18 protein-coding genes are annotated in these 17,651 nt (G+C 70.3%); 13 read left to right on the top strand and 5 right to left on the bottom strand.

Annotated elements, in window-relative coordinates; genetic code table 11:
* The first annotated feature begins 84 nt into the window (after positions 1 to 84).
* From FB561_RS01350 to FB561_RS01340, 3 genes are all read left to right on the top strand, one after another.
* Positions 85 to 450, top strand: coding sequence for a hypothetical protein (locus FB561_RS01350; RefSeq protein WP_145802143.1), 366 nt, complete (start codon positions 85 to 87; stop codon positions 448 to 450).
* A gap of 133 nt (positions 451 to 583) precedes the next feature.
* Positions 584 to 1,909, top strand: coding sequence for a class I SAM-dependent methyltransferase (locus FB561_RS01345; protein WP_145802141.1), 1,326 nt, complete (start codon positions 584 to 586; stop codon positions 1,907 to 1,909).
* Between the two features lie 22 nt (positions 1,910 to 1,931).
* The gene (locus tag FB561_RS01340; protein WP_238334604.1) at positions 1,932 to 3,011 is read left to right on the top strand and encodes an SdiA-regulated/phytase-like domain-containing protein; all 1,080 of its coding nucleotides are present in this window, start codon (positions 1,932 to 1,934) and stop codon (positions 3,009 to 3,011) included.
* A gap of 147 nt (positions 3,012 to 3,158) precedes the next feature.
* Here FB561_RS01340 and serC read toward each other — a convergent pair whose 3' ends face one another.
* Positions 3,159 to 4,283, bottom strand: a complete 1,125-nt coding sequence (serC, locus tag FB561_RS01335) for a phosphoserine transaminase (RefSeq protein ID WP_145802139.1) — start codon at positions 4,281 to 4,283, stop codon at positions 3,159 to 3,161.
* Positions 4,284 to 4,521: 238 nt separating this feature from the next.
* On the opposite strand from serC, the gene FB561_RS01330 reads away from it, so the two are divergent.
* On the top strand, positions 4,522 to 5,103 hold the full coding sequence (locus tag FB561_RS01330; protein WP_145802137.1) for a dihydrofolate reductase family protein: 582 nt from the start codon (positions 4,522 to 4,524) through the stop codon (positions 5,101 to 5,103).
* Between the two features lie 18 nt (positions 5,104 to 5,121).
* Here the strand turns inward: FB561_RS01330 and FB561_RS01325 are convergent, their stop codons facing one another.
* The gene (locus tag FB561_RS01325; protein WP_145802135.1) at positions 5,122 to 5,955 is read right to left on the bottom strand and encodes a phytanoyl-CoA dioxygenase family protein; all 834 of its coding nucleotides are present in this window, start codon (positions 5,953 to 5,955) and stop codon (positions 5,122 to 5,124) included.
* Between the two features lie 103 nt (positions 5,956 to 6,058).
* On the opposite strand from FB561_RS01325, the gene FB561_RS01320 reads away from it, so the two are divergent.
* On the top strand, positions 6,059 to 6,925 hold the full coding sequence (locus tag FB561_RS01320; protein WP_145802134.1) for an AraC family transcriptional regulator: 867 nt from the start codon (positions 6,059 to 6,061) through the stop codon (positions 6,923 to 6,925).
* Here the strand turns inward: FB561_RS01320 and FB561_RS01315 are convergent.
* Positions 6,862 to 7,974, bottom strand: coding sequence for a citrate synthase 2 (locus FB561_RS01315; RefSeq protein ID WP_145802132.1), 1,113 nt, complete (start codon positions 7,972 to 7,974; stop codon positions 6,862 to 6,864). The two genes, FB561_RS01320 and FB561_RS01315, sit on opposite strands and share 64 nt — an antisense overlap.
* 97 nt (positions 7,975 to 8,071) lie before the next feature.
* Between FB561_RS01315 and FB561_RS01310 the strand changes: the two genes are divergently transcribed.
* The gene (locus FB561_RS01310) at positions 8,072 to 8,644 is read left to right on the top strand and encodes a hypothetical protein (protein WP_145802130.1); all 573 of its coding nucleotides are present in this window, start codon (positions 8,072 to 8,074) and stop codon (positions 8,642 to 8,644) included.
* A gap of 10 nt (positions 8,645 to 8,654) precedes the next feature.
* Entirely contained in the window at positions 8,655 to 9,299 is a 645-nt protein-coding gene (pdxH, locus tag FB561_RS01305; RefSeq protein ID WP_170284550.1) for a pyridoxamine 5'-phosphate oxidase, read from the top strand.
* On the opposite strand, the gene FB561_RS01300 is transcribed toward pdxH, so the two are convergent.
* A complete protein-coding gene (locus FB561_RS01300; protein WP_145802128.1) occupies positions 9,245 to 11,440 on the bottom strand; it encodes an MMPL family transporter in 2,196 nt (731 codons plus the stop codon). The two genes, pdxH and FB561_RS01300, sit on opposite strands and share 55 nt — an antisense overlap.
* A 112-nt stretch (positions 11,441 to 11,552) precedes the next feature.
* Between FB561_RS01300 and FB561_RS01295 the strand changes: the two genes are divergently transcribed.
* The 4 genes from FB561_RS01295 (at position 11,553) to FB561_RS01280 (ending at position 14,455) form a co-directional block, all read left to right on the top strand.
* Positions 11,553 to 12,263, top strand: a complete 711-nt coding sequence (locus tag FB561_RS01295; RefSeq protein ID WP_145802126.1) for a TetR/AcrR family transcriptional regulator — start codon at positions 11,553 to 11,555, stop codon at positions 12,261 to 12,263.
* A 310-nt stretch (positions 12,264 to 12,573) separates the two neighbouring features.
* On the top strand, positions 12,574 to 12,864 hold the full coding sequence (locus tag FB561_RS01290) for a hypothetical protein (RefSeq protein ID WP_145802124.1): 291 nt from the start codon (positions 12,574 to 12,576) through the stop codon (positions 12,862 to 12,864).
* Complete coding sequence (locus FB561_RS01285) at positions 12,864 to 13,820, top strand: SPFH domain-containing protein (RefSeq protein WP_145802122.1); 957 nt, start codon at positions 12,864 to 12,866, stop codon at positions 13,818 to 13,820. Before FB561_RS01290 ends, FB561_RS01285 begins: the two co-directional genes overlap by 1 nt.
* An 8-nt stretch (positions 13,821 to 13,828) precedes the next feature.
* Complete coding sequence (locus FB561_RS01280; RefSeq protein ID WP_145802120.1) at positions 13,829 to 14,455, top strand: CGNR zinc finger domain-containing protein; 627 nt, start codon at positions 13,829 to 13,831, stop codon at positions 14,453 to 14,455.
* A 12-nt stretch (positions 14,456 to 14,467) separates the two neighbouring features.
* On the opposite strand, the gene FB561_RS01275 is transcribed toward FB561_RS01280, so the two are convergent.
* Complete coding sequence (locus FB561_RS01275) at positions 14,468 to 15,202, bottom strand: hotdog family protein (RefSeq protein ID WP_145802118.1); 735 nt, start codon at positions 15,200 to 15,202, stop codon at positions 14,468 to 14,470.
* Positions 15,203 to 15,949: 747 nt separating this feature from the next.
* On the opposite strand from FB561_RS01275, the gene FB561_RS01265 reads away from it, so the two are divergent.
* The gene (locus FB561_RS01265; RefSeq protein WP_145802114.1) at positions 15,950 to 16,579 is read left to right on the top strand and encodes a TetR/AcrR family transcriptional regulator; all 630 of its coding nucleotides are present in this window, start codon (positions 15,950 to 15,952) and stop codon (positions 16,577 to 16,579) included.
* Positions 16,580 to 16,653: 74 nt separating this feature from the next.
* A complete protein-coding gene (locus tag FB561_RS01260) occupies positions 16,654 to 17,595 on the top strand; it encodes an ROK family protein (protein WP_238334603.1) in 942 nt (313 codons plus the stop codon).
* Positions 17,596 to 17,651: the final 56 nt, after the last annotated feature.

Genomic DNA, 17,651 nt, shown 5'->3' with positions numbered 1-17,651 from the left:
CCGGGTCGCGGCATCTTCCCTGCTGAGACCCAACCGGGACCGGCCACGGCGGCCGGTTGCCCGATCCGAGACGGAGGTTCGACCATGCTGCGGGTGATGCTCGAGGACAGCGACTACTGCGACGTCCCAGCCGATCTGATGTCGTTCGAGGACGGCGTCGTCGTCTTCTGGCGGGAGGGCGAGGAGGTGGGCCGGCACCGCCAGGCCAGGATCCGCGCCCTCGAAGTGCTGGCCGGCCGGTCGATGGGCCGGCGGATCGAGGAGGCGCGCAAGACCTACCCGAACGCCTACCGTGGCTGGACCCAGGAGCAGGAGGACCAGCTCCGCGAACTGTTCACCAACCAGGCGGGCAAGGACGAGCTGGTCGCCGCGCTCGGCCGCCAGCCGGGCGGGATCACCCGGCGGCTGCGCAGCCTCGGCCTGCTCGGCGAGGACGAGCAGCTCCGGTGACCGGCGATGATCACGGTGCGGAGCGGTGCGGGTGGCCGGCAGCGACATCCGGCCGGGCTCCACAGACACGCTCGAAGTGGCCGGGAACGAGACCGTTTTGTGACGCGGTCCGCTGGTCGGAGACAATGGCGCGATGCACACGGAGCAGGACCAGGGCGACACCCCGGAGCTGACGGACGACGAGTCCGGACCACGGGGTGCGATCCGGGCTGCCCTGCTGTCACCGGACACCCTGGTGCGGGCGGTCGGTTCCGGCCGCCGCCGCGGCGCGGAAGCCCCGGCGTACCAGCGCGTGGAGCTGCGGTATGTCGACCTCAAGGGTGGCCGTCACCTGCAGGTGACCGAGTTCGACGAGCGCCAGGCGCACACCCGCAACGTCGGCCTGCAGGCTCCGGCCGGGGAGTCCGGGCTGTTCGTGGAGCCGTCGGCGGGCGTGGAGGCCGGCTCGGCCGGTGGAGCGGGGCGCTTGGTCGAGGGGGCGGTGGACGAGCTGCTGGCGACGGCGTACGGGAACTGGCATGTCGAGACCACGACCGAGACGCTGCGGCTGCGGTACACCAAGAAGGGCAAGCTGCTGCTGCACCGGGAGGACGCCGCCCGGGAACAGAAGACGGGACACGACCGGGTCAAGCGGCGCATCCTCGACCCGGCCGCGCCGTTCCTGGTCGAGCTCGGGATCAGCGACCACCACGGCCGGGTGAAGCCGTCCCGGCAGTCGAAGTACAAGCAGATCGAGGAGTTCTGCAAGCTGCTCGCGCCGGCCCTGGACGAGGCGATCGCGGCCGGCCGGATCGGCACCGACCACCCGCTGCACGTGGTCGACCTCGGCTGCGGCAACGCGTACCTCACCCTCGCGGCGTACCACCTGCTCAGCGCGGCCGGGCACGACGTGCGGATGACCGGGATCGACCACAACCCGGCGGCCCGCGAGCGGAACACCAAGCGCGTCACCGCGCTCGGCTGGCAGGATCACCTGCGGTTCGTCGACGCGACGATCGCCGACGCCGAGGTGGACACCCGGCCGGACGTGGTGCTGGCCCTGCACGCCTGCGACACGGCGACGGACGACGCCCTCGCCCGCGCGGTCGGGTGGGAGGCACCTTTGGTGCTCGCGGCACCTTGCTGCCACCACGACATCCAGAAGCAGCTCAAGCGCGTCGAACCACCGGCGCCGTACGGGCTGCTGACGAGATATGGCATCGTTCGGGAGCGGCTCGCCGACATGTTGACGGATTCGTTGCGTGCGGCGGTGCTCCGACAGATCGGCTACCGGGTGGAGGTGGTGCAGTTCGTGGACAGTGAGCACACGCCCCGCAATCTGCTGCTCCGCGCCGCCCGGACCGGAGCGACCGCCGGGCCGGAGGTCCGGGCGGAGTACGAAGCGCTGGTCGGCGAGTGGCAGGTCGAGCCACGGCTGGCGGCGCTGGTCCTCGATCCCGACCGCGAGGCGGTGTCCTAGCTTGCTGCGCAAAGTCCTGACCGTGACCGCGGTGACCCTGCTCAGTCTGGCCGGGGCCGCGCTGCCGGTCGGCCCGGCGACGGCCGCGGTGACCGGCGTCGCCGCGGACCCGACCCCGGCGGCACCGAAGAAGCTGTTCACGATCCGGGACCAGCGGGTGGACGAGTCCTCCGGGCTGGCCAAGAGCCAGAAGTACGAGGGCATCTGGTGGACGGTGAACGACTCCGGTGACAGCGCCCGGGTGTTCGGCATCAACGCCAGCGGCAAGGTCAAGGCGGTGCTCGAGTTCAAGGCGCCGGTGAAGGACGTCGAGGCGATCTCGGTCGACCGGGACGGCACCATCTACATCGCCGACATCGGCGACAACCGGTCCACCCGGGACACGATCGAGGTCTACACGATCCCCGAGCCGGACGAGCTCACGGACCAGTCGAGCGTGAAGTACCGGCGGTACGACTTCGCCTATCCCGACGGCGCCCACGACGCCGAGACGCTGCTGGTGGAGCCGGAGACCCGGCGGCTGTACTTCGTCACCAAGGTCTCCCGCGGCAAGGGCGGCATCTACGCGGCGCCCGAGGAATCGTCCCGCGAGGGCACCAACGACCTGACCAAGATCGCCGAGGCGCCGTCCGGGATCACCGACGGCACCTTCCTGCCCGACGGCAAGCAGGTCGTCCTGCGGACGTACGTCGACATCGCCACCGTTGCCTGGGGCGAGAAGCCGAACGTGGTCGCCCGGGCCGCCGCACCCCTGGCCCAGGGGGAGTCGGTCGCCGTCGGACCGACCGGCAGCAAGTCCGTGCTGGTCGGCAGCGAAGGGCAGAACTCGGCCGTCTACCAGATGCCGGTCCCGGCCCGGAAGCCGGCCGCGCAGCCCTCGGCGACGCCCACCCCGAAACCCGCCGCCGCCGACACCACCGAGCCGAAGAAGAACCACAACCTCCGCTGGATCGTCATCGGCGCCGGCCTGTTCGCGTTGATCATCACCGTCGTCACGTTCCCGCCGGGCCGCCGCGAACGCCAGGACCGCCAGGCCGAGAACGACCGCCTCACCGGCCAAGCACCGCCCACCTCCCACAGTCGTCGCCGCACCCCGGTCTGATTCAGCCGCCTGTCCGCGCACCTACGCCGGTGGATCGACGCTGCGCCCGCCTGGTCGCTGTGGCGGCCCGCCCGCGCGGGAGACGACGAAGCCCTCGCGCTCCGGGTGGAGGCGAGGGCTTCGACTGGGCCAGTTGCTCGGCCCGACTCAGTTGAGGGCGTCGACCACGTAGTCGATCGCCTGGGTGAGCTTCTCGACGTCGGCGGGGTCCACGGCCGGGAACATCGCCACCCGCAGCTGGTTGCGGCCCAGCTTGCGGTACGGCTCGGTGTCGACGATGCCGTTGGCGCGCAGCGTCTTCGCGACCGCGGCGGCGTCGATCGAGTCGTCCAGGTCGATGGTGCCGATCACGAGCGAACGGGCGTCCGCGTCCTCGACGTACGGGGTGGCGTAGTCGGACTTCTCGGCCCAGGTGTACAGCCGGTTGCTGGAGTCGGTGGTGCGGGCGACGCTCCACTCCAGACCGCCCTGGCTGTTGATCCAGTCGGTCTGCTCCGCCATCAGGAACAGCGTGGCCAGCGACGGCGTGTTGTACGTCTGGTTCTTGCTCGAGTTGTCGATCGCGGTCGCGAGGTCCAGGAACGCCGGGATCCAGCGGCCGCTCGCGGTGATCTCCTCGACCCGGGCCAGCGCGGCCGGCGACAGCACCGCGATCCACAGCCCGCCGTCGGAGGCGAAGCACTTCTGCGGGGCGAAGTAGTAGGCGTCGACCTCGGTCAGGTCGACCGGCAGGCCGCCGGCGCCCGAGGTGGCGTCGATCGCGACCAGCGCGCCCTCGTCGGCGCCCTCGACCCGCTTGACCGGCGCCATCACGCCGGTGGACGTCTCGTTGTGCGGCCACGCGTACAGGTCCACGCCGGCCTCGGCGACCGCGACCGGACGGGTGCCCGGCTCGGCCTTGATCACGGTCGGCTCACCCAGGTGCGGCGCCTGCTGCGAGGCCTTCGCGAACTTCGAGGAGAACTCGCCGAAGCTCAGGTGCTGGCTCTTCTCCCGGATCAGCCCGAAGGTGGCGATGTCCCAGAACGCGGTGGAGCCGCCGTTGCCGAGCACCACCTGGTACCCGTCGGGCAGCTGGAAGAGGTCCGCGACGCCGTCCTGGACGCGCTTCACCAGGTTCTTCACCGGGGCCTGCCGGTGCGACGTGCCGAGCAGCTTCGCGCCCTCGGACGCGAGCGCCTGGACCGCCTCCGGCCGCACCTTGGAAGGACCCGCACCGAACCGTCCGTCGGCGGGCTTGAGCTCTGCGGGGATCGTGATGTCGCTGGTCACCAGCGGTTTCCCTTCGTCGTCTGGCGGAAATCCTGGCCGACGACGCTGTCAGCACCACCCCAGTGTTCCACACGTCCGGTCGGGCCCCGGGTCGGGCCCACCTCGCGGACCTCTCACCCGACTGGTTTCCCCGGCCACCGCGCGAAGCTGGGGGAAGCGGATGTCGAACCGGGCCGGCGTTCTTCGACGCAGGGGCAAGAGGCACGGTCGGCCGTGCCGTCGAGGGAAGGAACGGACGATGAGTTCATCGGTGCTCTTCATGTCGATCTCGGTCGACGGCTTCATCGCGGCGCCGCACGACGAGCCCGGCAACCCGGGTGGGGACGGCTTCATGCGGTTGCACGAGTGGTTCAAGACCCCGGAGGGCGACTTCGGCCGGCCGGGTGGCGAGCCGGGGGAGTTGTACGACGAGATGTACGAGACCGGCGCGGTCCTCGTCGGCCGGCGGACCGCCGAGCAGGTCGACCACTACGGCGGCGACCACCACGGCGTACCGATCGTCGTGGTCAGTCACCGGCCGGCGCCTCCGGAGGTGGCGGACTACCCGGCTGTCACGTACGTCACCGACGGGATCGCGAGTGCGATGGCGTACGCGAAGCAGGCCGCCGGCGGGCGCGACGTCGGAGTGCACGGTGCGTACACGGCTCAGCGAGCGCTCGAAGCGGGCGTGCTCGACGAACTGCAGCTCCACCACATCCCGGTACTCCTCGGCCAGGGCCGCCGCCTCTTCGACGTCCTGCCGCACCGGATCGAGCTGGAGGTCACCCGCGTGATCGACACCCCCGAAGCCACCCACACCCGCTACCGCGTCAAGTACTGACCGGCACCCGCGCCGGGGCTACTCGTGTTTGCGGATGACGGTGTGGTTCCGGGTGAGGACGGCGACCGGGCCGTCGGGGGAGTCGACCCATTCGCCGCACGGCCCGCCGCCTTCGGAGACGCCGAGGTCGAGGTGGCTGCCGTCCATCCGCAGCACCGGGTGGTAGTACTCCGCGACCTTCTCCGCCTCGCCCTGGATGTAGTGGCCGATCAGCGCGCGGCGGAAGCGGTCGGGGGTGACGTTCGGCGCGCTGCCGTGGACCAGCGCGCCGTGGAAGAACAGCACGTCACCCGGCTGCATCTCCACCAGCACAGCGGCGTCCGGGTCCGGCAGCGGGACCGTGACGTCGGTGTAGCTGACCTTCGTGTCGGCCTTCTCGGTGCACAGCAGCGGCCACCGGTGACTGCCCGGAACGACCTGCAGTCCGCCGTTCTCGGCGTCGACCGGGTCGAGCGCCATCCACGCCGCGATGCACGTCCCGGGCTCGGCCTTCAGGTAGAAGTTGTCCTGGTGCAGCGCCTGGCCACGGGAGCCCGGCGGCTTGAAGAAGATCATCGTCTGCACCGCGAACGGCGACGTCCCGAGCAGGCCGGTCATCACCTCGTCCAGCCGCTGGTCGATGAGCCACTGCAGCGTCAGGTCGTCCCAGCGGTGCACGTGCGTCATCCGCGGGTACCGCTTCAGCGGATCCCGCCCGCCCACCTCCACACCGGAGTCGTCACCGGAGTACGAACCGCGGCCGCGCAGCACCATGTAGTGCTCCCGCAGCCGGTCGATTTCCTCCGGACCGAACAGCCCACGCACCAGGACGAACCCGTCGGCGTCGTACTGCTGCTTGAACGAAACGCTCATCCCAACCTCCGCCCAGACCCTGCTCATCGGCTCAGCACCACAGCTAGTGTCAGGTTGACAAGGCTGTCAGGGCGACGGAGGAAGCACGCATGGAGTTGAGCTTTTGACGCGCGGCCCGGCCGCGGGTGAGCCGATCGCGCTCGAGCTGGTGTCACCGCCGACGTTCTGGCGGTGCGAGCCGGGCTGGTCCTGGGTGTCGCAGCCGTTGTCCGAGTACCTGCTCTGGTGCGTGCTCGACGGCATCGGCCGGCTGCACCTCGACGGCCGGACGCGCGAGCTGGCTCCCGGGGCCTGCGCCGTGTTCGCGCCCGGCGACGCGCCCTCCGCGTACCACGACCCGCGCCGCCGTCTCCTCGTCTTCGGGATGCACTTCCGGCCGAAGGACCCGCTGCCGCCGAGTTCCGTCGTACCGGCCGACCGCTGGTGCGACGTGGCGGATCGCGTGCTGCTCGGCGCACTCGCGAAGGCGTCGGACGTGGCGTACCGGCGGGAGGACGCGCTGGGAAGACGACAGGCCGAGCTCTGTCTGGAGCAGTTGCTGTGCAGTCTCTGGGAGGCCGCGACCGGGGGCGGCAGGGGAGCGACGGACACCGCGATCGACGAGGTGGCGCAGCTGATCCGGCAGGACCCGGGCCGCGACTGGAGTGTGGCCGAGATGGCTAGCAGCGCCGCGCTGTCCCGGGCCCAGTTCACCCGGCGGTTCGTCGGTCAGCACGGCATGTCCCCGGCGCAGTACGTGATCCAGGCCCGCATCGACCGGGCCCACCAGCTGCTCACCGAGACCGGGATGACCGTGACCCAGACGGCGGCCGCGCTCGGGTACACCGACGTGCCGTACTTCAGCCGGCAGTACAAACAGCGCACCGGCCGGTCACCGAGTGGCGACCGGCCGGTGCAAGCGGGGCGTCAGGCCCAGTCCGGGTTCCAGCCCTCGATCGAGGTGGCCGGGCGGGTCGCCGGGCCGGAGTAGATCGCGGACGGGCGGATCAGCCGGCCGGTGCGCTTCTGCTCCAGCACGTGCGCGCTCCAGCCCGCGGTCCGCGCACAGGTGAACATGGAGGTGAACATCGGCGGCGGGACCTCGGCGAAGTCGAGCACGATCGCGGCCCAGAACTCGACGTTCGTCTCCAGCACCCGGTCCGGCCGGCGCTCGCGCAGCTCGGTCAGCGCGGCCTGCTCCAGCGCCTCGGCCACTGCGTACCGCGGTGCGCCCAGCTCCCGCGCCGTCCGCCGCAGCACCCGGGCCCGCGGATCTTCGGCCCGGTACACCCGGTGCCCGAAGCCCATCAGCCGCTCACCCTGGTCCAGCAGGCCCTTCACGTACGCGCGGGCGTCGCCGCTCTTCTCCACACCCTCGATCATCGTCAGCACCCGGGCCGGGGCGCCGCCGTGCAGCGGGCCGGACATCGCGCCGACCGCACCGGACAGCGCGGCCGCGACGTCGGCACCGGTCGAGGCGATCACCCGGGCGGTGAACGTGGAGGCGTTCATGCCGTGCTCGGCCGCGGACGTCCAGTACGCGTCGACCGCCTGCACATGCTTCGGGTCGGGCTCACCACGCCAGCGGATCATGAACCGCTCGGTGATCGTCTTCGCCTTGTCCACCTCGCGCTGCGGCACCATTGGTTGCCCGATGCCACGAGCTGCCTGGGCGACGTACGACAGCGCCATCACCGCGGCGCGGGACAGGTCCTCGCGGGCCTGCGTGTCGTCGATGTCGTACAGCGGCCGCAGTCCCCAGGCCGGGGCGAGCATGGCGAGCGCGGACTGCACGTCGACCCGGACGTCACCGGTGTGTACCGGCAGCGGGAACGGTTCGGCCGGCGGCAGGCCCGGGGTGAACGCGCCGTCCACCAGCAGGCCCCAGACGTTCTCGAACGGCACCCGGCCGACCAGATCCTCGATGTCGACGCCGCGATAGCGCAGTGCCGACCCCTCCTTGTCCGGCTCGGCGATCTGAGTGTCGAACGCGACGACCCCCTCGAGACCGTGCTGAACTTCGGTTTTCGGATCCGACATGCCACTCCTCTGTGTCCGTCAGGCGCCCAGGCAGCATAGTTCGCCGCCTCACCGCGCCGACAGACCCGTGACCGCCTGGCGGTCTACGCTCATCGGCATGAGCAAACCGAACCCGCTCCTCGGTGTGGTCGTCGGTGTCGTGGCCGGCTGGGTGGCGACGACCGCTGTCTCGTACGCCGGGACTCGGCTGGCCGTGACCCGCGCCGTCCGACTCGAGACCGATCTGGTCAAGAGCCTGCCCTGGCTCGCGCTCCTGCTGGCCGTCGCCGTGGTCGTCGGGCTGCTGGTCGCGGTGCGGCCGATCGGGGCCGGTGTCCTGGTCGGTGCCGGGGCGCTGATGGGCGTGGTCGGGCTGGCCACCCAGTTGCTGCCACCGAGGACCGCGTTCGACCTGATGGAGCTGTTCAAGGTCCCGGGCAGCAGACCGCTTCCGGGTTACCTGTTCTTCGATGGCTCGCTCATCTTCGTCGGCGTCCTCCTGCTCATCGCCGGGATCGCTCGCTGGGTCTCCGACACGCGCCGCCCGCAGCAGCTCCAGGACACGCCGAACCGCTACGGCGGCTATCCCGGCCAGCCGCAACAGCAGGCCGGTCCGTGGCCGACCCAGCCCTACCAGGGCCAGCCGGGTCAACCTCCGCACGGGCCAGGTCAGCAGCAGCGACCGTACTAATCTCGACTCTGTGGACCTTGCAGAGATGCGGCAGACGTACGGCCTCGGTGAACTCCTCGAGAGCCAGGTCGACGCGGATCCGGTCAAGCAGTTCGGCGTGTGGCTCGCCCAGGCCACCGAGGCGGGCCTGACCGAGCCGAATGCGATGGTGCTCGCCACGGTCGATGCCGAGGGCAAGCCGTCGGCCCGGACAGTCCTGCTGAAGGGCCTGGACGAGCGCGGCTTCGTCTTCTACACCAATCAGCAGTCCCGCAAGGCGGACGACCTCGCCGCGAACCCGGCCTGTGCACTGGTCTTCCCGTGGCACGCGATGGAGCGCCAGGTCCGCGTCGAAGGCACCGCCACCAAGCTCCCGGCCGAAGAGGTCGACGCGTACTTCGCGAGCCGGCCCCGCGAGTCCCAGCTCGGGGCCTGGGCCTCGCAGCAGTCCCAGCCGGTCGAGTCCCGTGAGGAGCTCGACCTGCAGTACGAGTCGTACGAGCGGCAGTGGCCCGAGGGAACCGAGATCACCGCCCCGTACTTCTGGGGTGGTTACCGGATCGAGCCGGCCGCGTTCGAGTTCTGGCAGGGCCGCGTCGGCCGGTTGCACGACCGGCTGGCCTACCGCCGGGCCAACTCGTCCTCCGCGTGGGAGCTGGTCCGGCTCCAACCCTGAGCGGGCTCGCCCGACTCGCGGAAGCCGTGCCGCTGCCACCACTTCGCCAGCGGCGCCGGCGCCCACCAGTTCGCCCGGCCGAGCAGCCGCATCGTCGCGGGCACCAGCAGCGCGCGGACCACGGTCGCGTCGAGCAGGATCGCGATCACCAGCCCCACTCCGATCATCTTCACGAACACGATGCCCGAGGTCGCGAACGCGGCCACCACGATGATCAGCAGCAACGCCGCGCTGGTGATGATCCCGCCGGTGCGCTGCAGCCCGAGGGCCACGGCGCGGGTGTTGTCGCCGGTCCGGTCGTACTCCTCCCGGATCCGGCTGAGCAGGAACACCTCGTAGTCCATCGACAACCCGAACAGGACGGCGAACAACAGCACCGGGTTCGTCGCGTCCAGGAACCCGGCCGGGGTGAAGTCGAGCAGCCCGGACAGGTTGCCGTCCTGGAAGATCCACACCATCGCGCCGAACGACGCCGACAGCGACAGCACGTTCATCAGCAACGCCTTGGCCGGCAGTACGACGGAGCCGAAGGCAACGAACAGCAGGACGAACGTGATCACGATGATGAACCCGGCCATCCACGGCGTCCGCTCGGCCAGGACGTGCAGCAGGTCCATCAGCGCAGCGGTCTCGCCGCCGACCTCGGCCGACGTCCCCGCGGGCGGATCGATCGCGCGGACCCCCTTCACCACGTCGCGAGCCGGGAGCTCCTGCGCGGTGTAGTGGGTGTGCACGACGACCGACGCGACGCCGTCCTTGTATCCACCGAGCCGGACGTCCTCGACCTCGCCCACCTGCTGCAACCGACCGATGTACGGCGCGAGCGCGGCCGCGGGATCGGCAGGCGGCGTCGCGAACCGCACAGCCACCAGGACCTCGGAACCACCCGCACCGGCGAAGTCCGACTGCAGCGTCTCCGTGACGGTCCGGCTGGTCGCACCGGCCGGCAACGCGCGATGGTCGACCCCGCCCAGTTGCGCTTGCAGGAAAGGGATTCCGAGGATCAGCAGCAACGGAACCAGGATCACCACGTACCGCACCGGGCGCCGCATCACGCTGTGCGCGAGCCGGTACCACGCGCCGTGCTCCGCCGCGGGACCGGTGCTTCGCGAGAGCCAGGGCAGCCTCAGCTTGTTCACCCGATGACCCAGCACGGCGAGCAGTGCGGGCAACGCGGTCAACGCGGCGACCATCGCGACCAGGACCGCCGCGGCCCCGCCGTACGCCATCGAGCGCAGGAACATCACCGGGAACAGCACCAGGCTCGAGATCGCCACGCCGACCGTGATCCCGGAGAAGGCGACCGTCCGGCCGGCCGTGCTCATCGTGGTGACCAGCGCGCTCTCGACGTCGTCGCCGGCCGCGAGTTGCTCGCGGAACCGGGTGACGATGAACAGCGCGTAGTCGATCGCCAGGCCGAGACCGATCATCGTGACGATGTTGATCGAGAAGATCGACACGTCGGTGAACGTGCTCAGCGCGCGCAGGACGACGAACGCGCCGAGGATCGCGAGTCCGCCGACGAACAGCGGCAGGCCGGCCGCGACCAGGCCGCCGAACACGACGACCAGCAGGACCAGCACGATCGGCAGCGAGATCGACTCGGCCTGGACGATGTCGTGCTCGGTCTGCGTGTTCACCTCGTCGAACACGGCCACTTCACCGCCGACCTTGACGTCCAGCCCGGCCGGGGCCTGCCGGAGCCGGTCGTCGATCCGGTGGAACGCGCTCAGCCGCTCCTCCGGATCCGCGCCGGTCAGCGTGACCACGGCGTACGTCGAGTGCTGGTCCTTCGACACGAACGCGGGGGAGCGGGTGCTCCAGTACGTCGAGGTGCGGACCACATCGGTCGTCGGCAGGCCCGCGAGATGCTGCTCGACTCCTTGCCGGAAGCCCGGGTCCGCGACGGTCCGCGCGGGGTCCCGGTAGAGCACGATCACGTCGGTCCCGGTCCGGCCGACGGTCTGCTCGATGGTCCGGACGGCGCGGGCCGCCTCGGTGTCGGGCGCCTCGAAGCCGCCGTTGGCCAGGGAGCCGAACACGCCGGTCCCCCAGACGACCGCGGCGATCACGAAGACCCCGGTCAGGGCGAGCACCAGCCGACGGCGCCGGTACCCGAACCGGCCGAGCTTCTCGAACACGAACCCTCCCCAGAGCGGTACATTGAACAGTGGTCGCAAGGGTGAACGGTGTTAACAGTTAACGGTGTTCACTCTAGGCGGCGAGCCCGTGCAGTTGTCAAGGAAGGTGAGTGTGGAACTCGGCACCCGGCGGGACCGGCAACGGGCCGCGACGGTCGTGGAGATCAAGGTCGCGGCGCGCAAACTGCTGGTCGAAGGCGGCGCCCAGGCGGTCGGTCTGCGGGCGGTCGCCCGTGAGCTCGGCCTCAGCGCTCCCGCGCTGTACCGGTACTTCGGCAGCCACGACGACCTGGTCAGCGCGCTGATCGCCGACCTGTACGGCGACCTCACCGAGTACCTGGAGCAGGCCCGCGACACCAGCGAGGACCTGGGCGAGCAGCTGTTCCTGGTGGCCGGCGGGCTGCGCGACTGGGCGCTGGCGCATCCGGCCGAGTTCGGGCTGCTGTTCGGGGCGCCGGTGCCGAATCTCGACGACGAGCGGCACGAGCTGACCGAGAGCCACCAGGCCGCGATGCGGTTCGGGGCCGTGTTCAAGGACCTGGTCGCGCAGGTGTACCACCAGCAGCCGTTCCCGAGTCCGCCGGACGAGGACCTCGGCCCGGTCCTGGTCGAGCAGCTCCGGGAGAAGTCGGACTTCTTCGACGGGATTCCGGCCGGCGCGGTGTACCTGGCGCTGAACTACTGGACCCGGCTGTACGGGCTGATCTGCATGGAGGTCTTCGGGCAGTTGCACTGGGCCCTCGAAGACGCCGGCGCGTACTTCGAGGCGCAGCTGCGGGAGATCGGCGAGGCGCTCGGCCTGGACTGCCCGCCGGCCGAGTGACCGGGCCCGGAGCCGGGCAAAAAAAGAGACCCGCAGACACTTCCAGAGACACGACCGGGTGGCCGAACGCTGGGTCAGGCGGACTTTCCTGACTGCCTGCGGGTCCGGTGGCTGGCGTTGGATTGCCGACCACTTGCCCACTTGACTTCAGTGGTTGGCGGTCAGCCCGCCGCCACCTCACGAGTCCGATAGCAATTCATGCGTTGGACCACCTCCCTTCGCGTGTACTGAAAACCTATCTCCCGGCCCGATCGCCTTCAACCAGTTTTCGCCGCCGGTGAACAGGCCGGATCCGTGATCCCATGGGGACATGATCCGGCTTGGTTTGCCCGTGCTGCTCCTGCTGATCGGAACCGCCTGGTTCGCGTGGTCGTCGTACCGCCGGGCCGTCGACGCCGAGCGCGCTGTCTCCGAACTGACCAGCGAGAGCAAGCAACTGGTCCAGGAGGTCAGGGCGCTGGAGAAGGCGGTCGCGGCTGCCGAGCAGGGCCTGCGTACGCTCAGCTCGCATCCGTCGGTCCCGCGCGACGTCGCGCTGACCGCCGACCTGACGCTCGCCGACATCCGGCGGCTGACCGAACGCAAGGAGCTCGACACCTGATGGCCAAGCTGGGGACCCCGTCCGCGATCAAGAAGACCGGCGGGGTGAAGGGCAAGCTGATCGGCGGGCTGATCCTGCTGGTCGTGTTCATCATCGTGCTGTTCAACCTGTTCAACTTCGCCGACACGGACGCGAACAAGATCGGCCTGCACTACGGCGGCGGCATCGTCGAGGACAAGAAGTTCAAGTCGGTCGTCCCGCCGGGCTCGACGAACAAGCTGATCGGCCCGGGCGACACGGTGTACCCGTACCCGATCGACCAGCGCTCGTACATCATCGGCGGCGCCGGCGCGGACACCGACAACGCCGACGAGGTCACCGTGGTGAGCAAGGACAACGTCCGGCTCGGCGTCCGGGTCCAGGTGTACTTCACCCTGAACCGGGACCAGGAGGTGCTGCGGTCCTTCCACGAGCGGATCGGCCTGAAGACCGAGGCGTACGAGGACCGCGGCTGGAACGCGATGCTGCAGTCGTACTTCCGGCCGCAGATCGACCGGGCGCTGGTCGCGGTCGGCACCAACTACAACTGGGCCGAGCTCTACAACAACGAGGCGAAGAAGTCGGCGTTCCAGGCCGCGGCCGCCAAGGAGTTCACCCGGCTGCTGCCCGCGGCCGTCGGCGGTGACTACTTCTGCGGCCCGTCGTACAAGGGCGACAACGCCTGCGGCGAGCTGTCCTTCACGGTCCAGAAGCCGACGCCGCTGGACAAGGGCATCATCGACGGCCTCGAGGCCAAGCAGCGCGCCGAGCTCGCCAAGCAGGCGCAGGAGCAGAAGAACCAGCAGGTCAACGTCGAGCTGCTGTCGGTCAAGCAGCAGGTCGCGCTGCTCGGGTCGAACGGCTACCTGCTGAAATCCGCGATCGAGTCGGGCAAGATCCAGTTCATGGTGATCCCGCAGAACGGCAACGTCAGCATCCCGGTGCCGACTCCGACCACCCAGCAGTCGCCCCGCTGAGCCGCCCGGTGTCCGCGCTGCCGTCCCACCTCGAGCTGGTCCAGGGCATCGTCCTGCCCAAACCGGTCGGCGCGGACCCGGTCCTCGACTTCCTCAACACCCGCGCCGACTGGTCCGGACGAGGGCCGGCTCGGAGCGAGTGGCTGACCGGTTACGAGACCCTCGTGATCTGGTCCGGCCACGTCGGGCTGCTGCCGGACGCAACGGTCTTCCGGCTGATCGAGCAGGCCAGCGCCCACCCGACCGACGCGAGCCGCCGGTTCGAAGCGGCGCTGGCTTTCCGCGCCGATCTGTACGACGTCCTCACCGACACGTCCGGCTCGGCCGCCGCGTTCGAGCGAGTGGCCCGGGTGATCGAGCGAGCCGCGGGCCGCCGGCAGCTCACCGCGCTCTCGAACCTGCACGGCGTCGGCGCGACCTGGGAGCTCGCCGAGGACCTCAACCTCCCCCTCGACCAGCTGGCCGTCCTCGCCGGCGATCTCCTCACCGGTCCGCAGCGCGCCCAGGTCCGCCTCTGCGCCGGAGACGCCTGCGGCTGGCTCTTCCTGGATCCCCGCGGTCGTCGGCGATGGTGCTCCATGGCGACCTGCGGCAACCGTTCGAAGGTCAGGGCCCACGCGGCCCGTACCCGCTGAACGCCGCCGGGGTCAGTTGAACAGCGCCGGGTCCACCGTGATCCAGGTGTGCTTCGCGCGCGCCACGATCCGCCCGTCCGAGTCGTACAGCGTGGTCGCCGTGAACGTCTTCCGCCCGTCCTCGCCCAGCAACCGGCCCATCACCACGCACGCCTCACCCGACTGCGGGCGCGCATCCACACAAGCCGTCATCCGCCCGAGCACCGACGGCCGCCCCTCGAGGTCCGTCGCCCAGCCACCCGGGCAATCCAGCGCGGCCCACAGGTACTCCGCGTCGACCAGCCCGTCTTCGCCACCAAGATCCGCCGAAGGACGCCACGTACACGCGGTCCGCCCGTCCCCGAGGGCCCCGGGCCGCAGCTGAAGCCCTTCCGCGTTCGCCGGCCCGCAAGCGAAGCAAGCCGGGAACGGATGATCCACCAGCCCCCGGTACTTCACCTCGACCGCCCGGGCCTCCTCGAACGAGATCGGATCGATGGCCGCATCGGCGAGCTCGTCCACGGCGACCGGCACGGCGTCCGCGGCCAGCGAGTCCGGCGTCATCAGCTGCGCGCCTTGCTCACCGACCAGCAGTTCGAGGTCGACCTCCAACGGCGGAGGCAGCCGCAAGGTGACCTGCGGGACCGTCCCGTCCGGCGCGACCGCACCGAGCGCGGTCCCGACCAGCCCGGCGGTGTAGCCACCGTTCCCAGACTTCTCCGGACCCCGAAAGCGCCGCTCGATCCGCAGGACCTCTCGCGTACCCATGCCCCCTGACCCTAGTGCTCCACGCTGCCCCGCCCCCACAAACCCCACCCCAACCCCCATCCACCTTGAGCACCAACCAGTGCCCCAGCCCCACCTTGAGCACCAACCAGCAACCCCAGCGGCACCAGATCAGGCACTCCGTGCACAAAGTCGCGCCGATGCCGAGCAGCGCCGTACCCACCCACTTTGAGCACCAACCAGTCGACCCCAGCAACTTTGAGCGTCAACCAGTCCTCATCGGGCCGCCAAGTCGGCTGCCACGTGCACAAAGTGGGGCGGAAGCCGAGCGGCGGATCGGCGGCGGGAAGGCGAGCGGTGGAAGGCGAGCGGCGGGTCGGTGGGGCGGCGAGCGGCGGCGGGTTGGCGGGGGGACGGGCGGCGGCGGGTCGGCGGGCGACGGCGGCGGCCGGCAGGCCCGCTGGGCGGCTGGCGGGTTGTTGCAGCGATGGCTTGCTGTAGCGCGGTAGTCGTCGAACAACGCGCCAGCGACCCCAACCCAGATCCACCTTGAGCACCAACCGGTCACCGTCGTGGCGGTGTATCGGCTGGCGCGTGCACAAAGTCGGTCCGAGGGGCGGGATGTTGGGGTTTGGGAGGGGAGAGGTGAGGGTTTTTCTGGAAAGTCTTCGGAATTTGTGGTTGGGGGCTCTCATTCAAACGTCCGTTTGAACTATCCTGACTGCAGGCTACTGGGCGTGAGCAGGTGGGGTGCCTGCGCGCACGGTGTCGGGGGGAAGGAGAGATTTTGTGGACACACCGGTGGAATCGACCCGGGAGCGGTTGCTCAACGTCGCCGAACAGCGGTTCGGGGAGGGCGGGTACGAGGGGACCTCACTGCGGGCCATCACGGTCGCGGCGGCGGCGAACATCGCGGCGGTGAACTACCACTTCGGTTCGAAGGAAGCGTTGTTGCGGGCGGCGGTGTCGCGGGCGATGGCGCCGGTGAACACCGAACGCCGGCGGCGGCTCGACCAGTTGGAGGCGAACGGGTACCAGCCGAACGCCGAGCAGGTGATCCGTGCCTTCATCGAACCAGGGCTGGACCTGGTCCTGCGGCGCGGTGAGCGGGGCGCGATCGTCGCGCGGTTCATCGGCCGGGTCGCGTTCGACCCGAGTCAGCGGATCCGCGAGCTGTACGCGGCCGAGGCGGATCCGGTGGAGTCCCGGTACCTCGCGGCGTTGCAGCGGGCGTTGCCGCGGGCGGCGCCGGAGTCGGTGGAGTTCGGGTACTTCAACATGCTCGGGTTGCTCGCGTTGCACCAGTCGCAGGCGCTGTCGAAGGCGCCTGGGGCCGTGGAGACCGAGGATCCGGGCCGGTTGGCGGAGAACCTGATCGCCTTCCTGGTCGCGGCGTTCGACCGGGGTCTGCGCTCCTGACCCAGCCCCCGGATCTGTCCATAAAGTGCTCATGGATGTTCGAACCCCGGGGTAACGCTGCATAATGGCGCTCCGTGGAGCCCTGTGAAGTCGTGGTCGCCGTCGATCTCGGTGGTACCCGGATGAAGTGCGGCCTGGTCGCCGCGGACGGTGCCGTCGTGCACCGGGAGACCAGGGCCACGCCCCGGGAAGCCGGTGGCCGCGCTGTGCTCGACGCGCTCGTCGACACCGTGGTCGAGCTCGGGCAGAAGGCGGCCGCCGACGGTCATCGCGTCCGCGCCGCCGGGGTCGTGGTGCCGGGCATCATCGACGCCCACCAGGGCACCGTCAGCGCCGAGAACCTGCTCTGGGTGAACACGCCCGTCCTCGCCGAACTCCAGGCCGCCGTCGGTCCGGACCAGCAGGTGACGCTCGCGCACGACGTCCGCGCCGGCGGGTACGCCGAGGTCCGCGTGGGCGCACTCCGCGGTACGACGAACTCCCTCTTCCTCCCGCTCGGGACCGGGATCGCCGCGGCCATGGTGGTCGACGGTTCGCTGGTCAGCGGCGACGGGTACGCCGGTGAGCTCGGGCACACCCGGTTCGTCCAGGGCGAGGCCGCCGAGCTCTGTGCCTGTGGGCAACGTGGTTGCCTGGAGACCGTGGCGTCCGCGGCCGCGCTGGCCCGGCGGTACGGCGCTCGGACCGGCGAGGTGGTCGACGGGGCCCGCGAGGTCCTCGAGTTGCTGGCGGCGGGTGACCCCGACGCGGCGGCGGTGTGGGACGAGGCGCTGACCGCGTTGGTGGACGCGCTCGTGCTCTACACGACCCTCGTCGCGCCGACCCGGATCGCCATCGGTGGTGGACTGGTGGGGGCCGGTGAGACGTTGCTGGCGCCGTTGCGCGAGGGTGTGCACGAGCGGCTGACGTTCCAGCGCGAGCCGGAGATCGTCGCCGCCGAGCTCGGCGAGGAGGCGGGCTGTCTCGGCGCCGCGTTCATGGCCTGGGACGTCGCCGCCGGACCGGCGCACGATTGACCTGGGACCACAGGGGTCAAGGACAGCAGCAGATCACGGTGAGCGGAGAGCGGACG

The sequence above is a fragment of the Kribbella amoyensis genome (assembly GCF_007828865.1).
GTDB classification, from domain to species: domain Bacteria; phylum Actinomycetota; class Actinomycetes; order Propionibacteriales; family Kribbellaceae; genus Kribbella; species Kribbella amoyensis.
The sequence above is the reverse complement of the archived record's forward strand: the minus strand, read 5'-3'. Positions and strand labels throughout refer to the sequence as shown.

Bases quoted from the DNA above. Each gene is read 5' to 3' on its own strand.
- FB561_RS01350 (WP_145802143.1), top strand. From the start codon at position 85: ATGCTGCGGGTGATGCTCGAGGACAGCGACTACTGCGACGTCCCAGCC.
- FB561_RS01345 (WP_145802141.1), top strand. From the start codon at position 584: ATGCACACGGAGCAGGACCAGGGCGACACCCCGGAGCTGACGGACGAC.
- FB561_RS01330 (WP_145802137.1), top strand. From the start codon at position 4,522: ATGAGTTCATCGGTGCTCTTCATGTCGATCTCGGTCGACGGCTTCATC.
- FB561_RS01325 (WP_145802135.1), bottom strand. From the start codon at position 5,955: ATGAGCGTTTCGTTCAAGCAGCAGTACGACGCCGACGGGTTCGTCCTG.
- FB561_RS01315 (WP_145802132.1), bottom strand. From the start codon at position 7,974: ATGTCGGATCCGAAAACCGAAGTTCAGCACGGTCTCGAGGGGGTCGTC.
- FB561_RS01310 (WP_145802130.1), top strand. From the start codon at position 8,072: ATGAGCAAACCGAACCCGCTCCTCGGTGTGGTCGTCGGTGTCGTGGCC.
- FB561_RS01290 (WP_145802124.1), top strand. From the start codon at position 12,574: ATGATCCGGCTTGGTTTGCCCGTGCTGCTCCTGCTGATCGGAACCGCC.
- FB561_RS01285 (WP_145802122.1), top strand. From the start codon at position 12,864: ATGGCCAAGCTGGGGACCCCGTCCGCGATCAAGAAGACCGGCGGGGTG.
- FB561_RS01275 (WP_145802118.1), bottom strand. From the start codon at position 15,202: ATGGGTACGCGAGAGGTCCTGCGGATCGAGCGGCGCTTTCGGGGTCCG.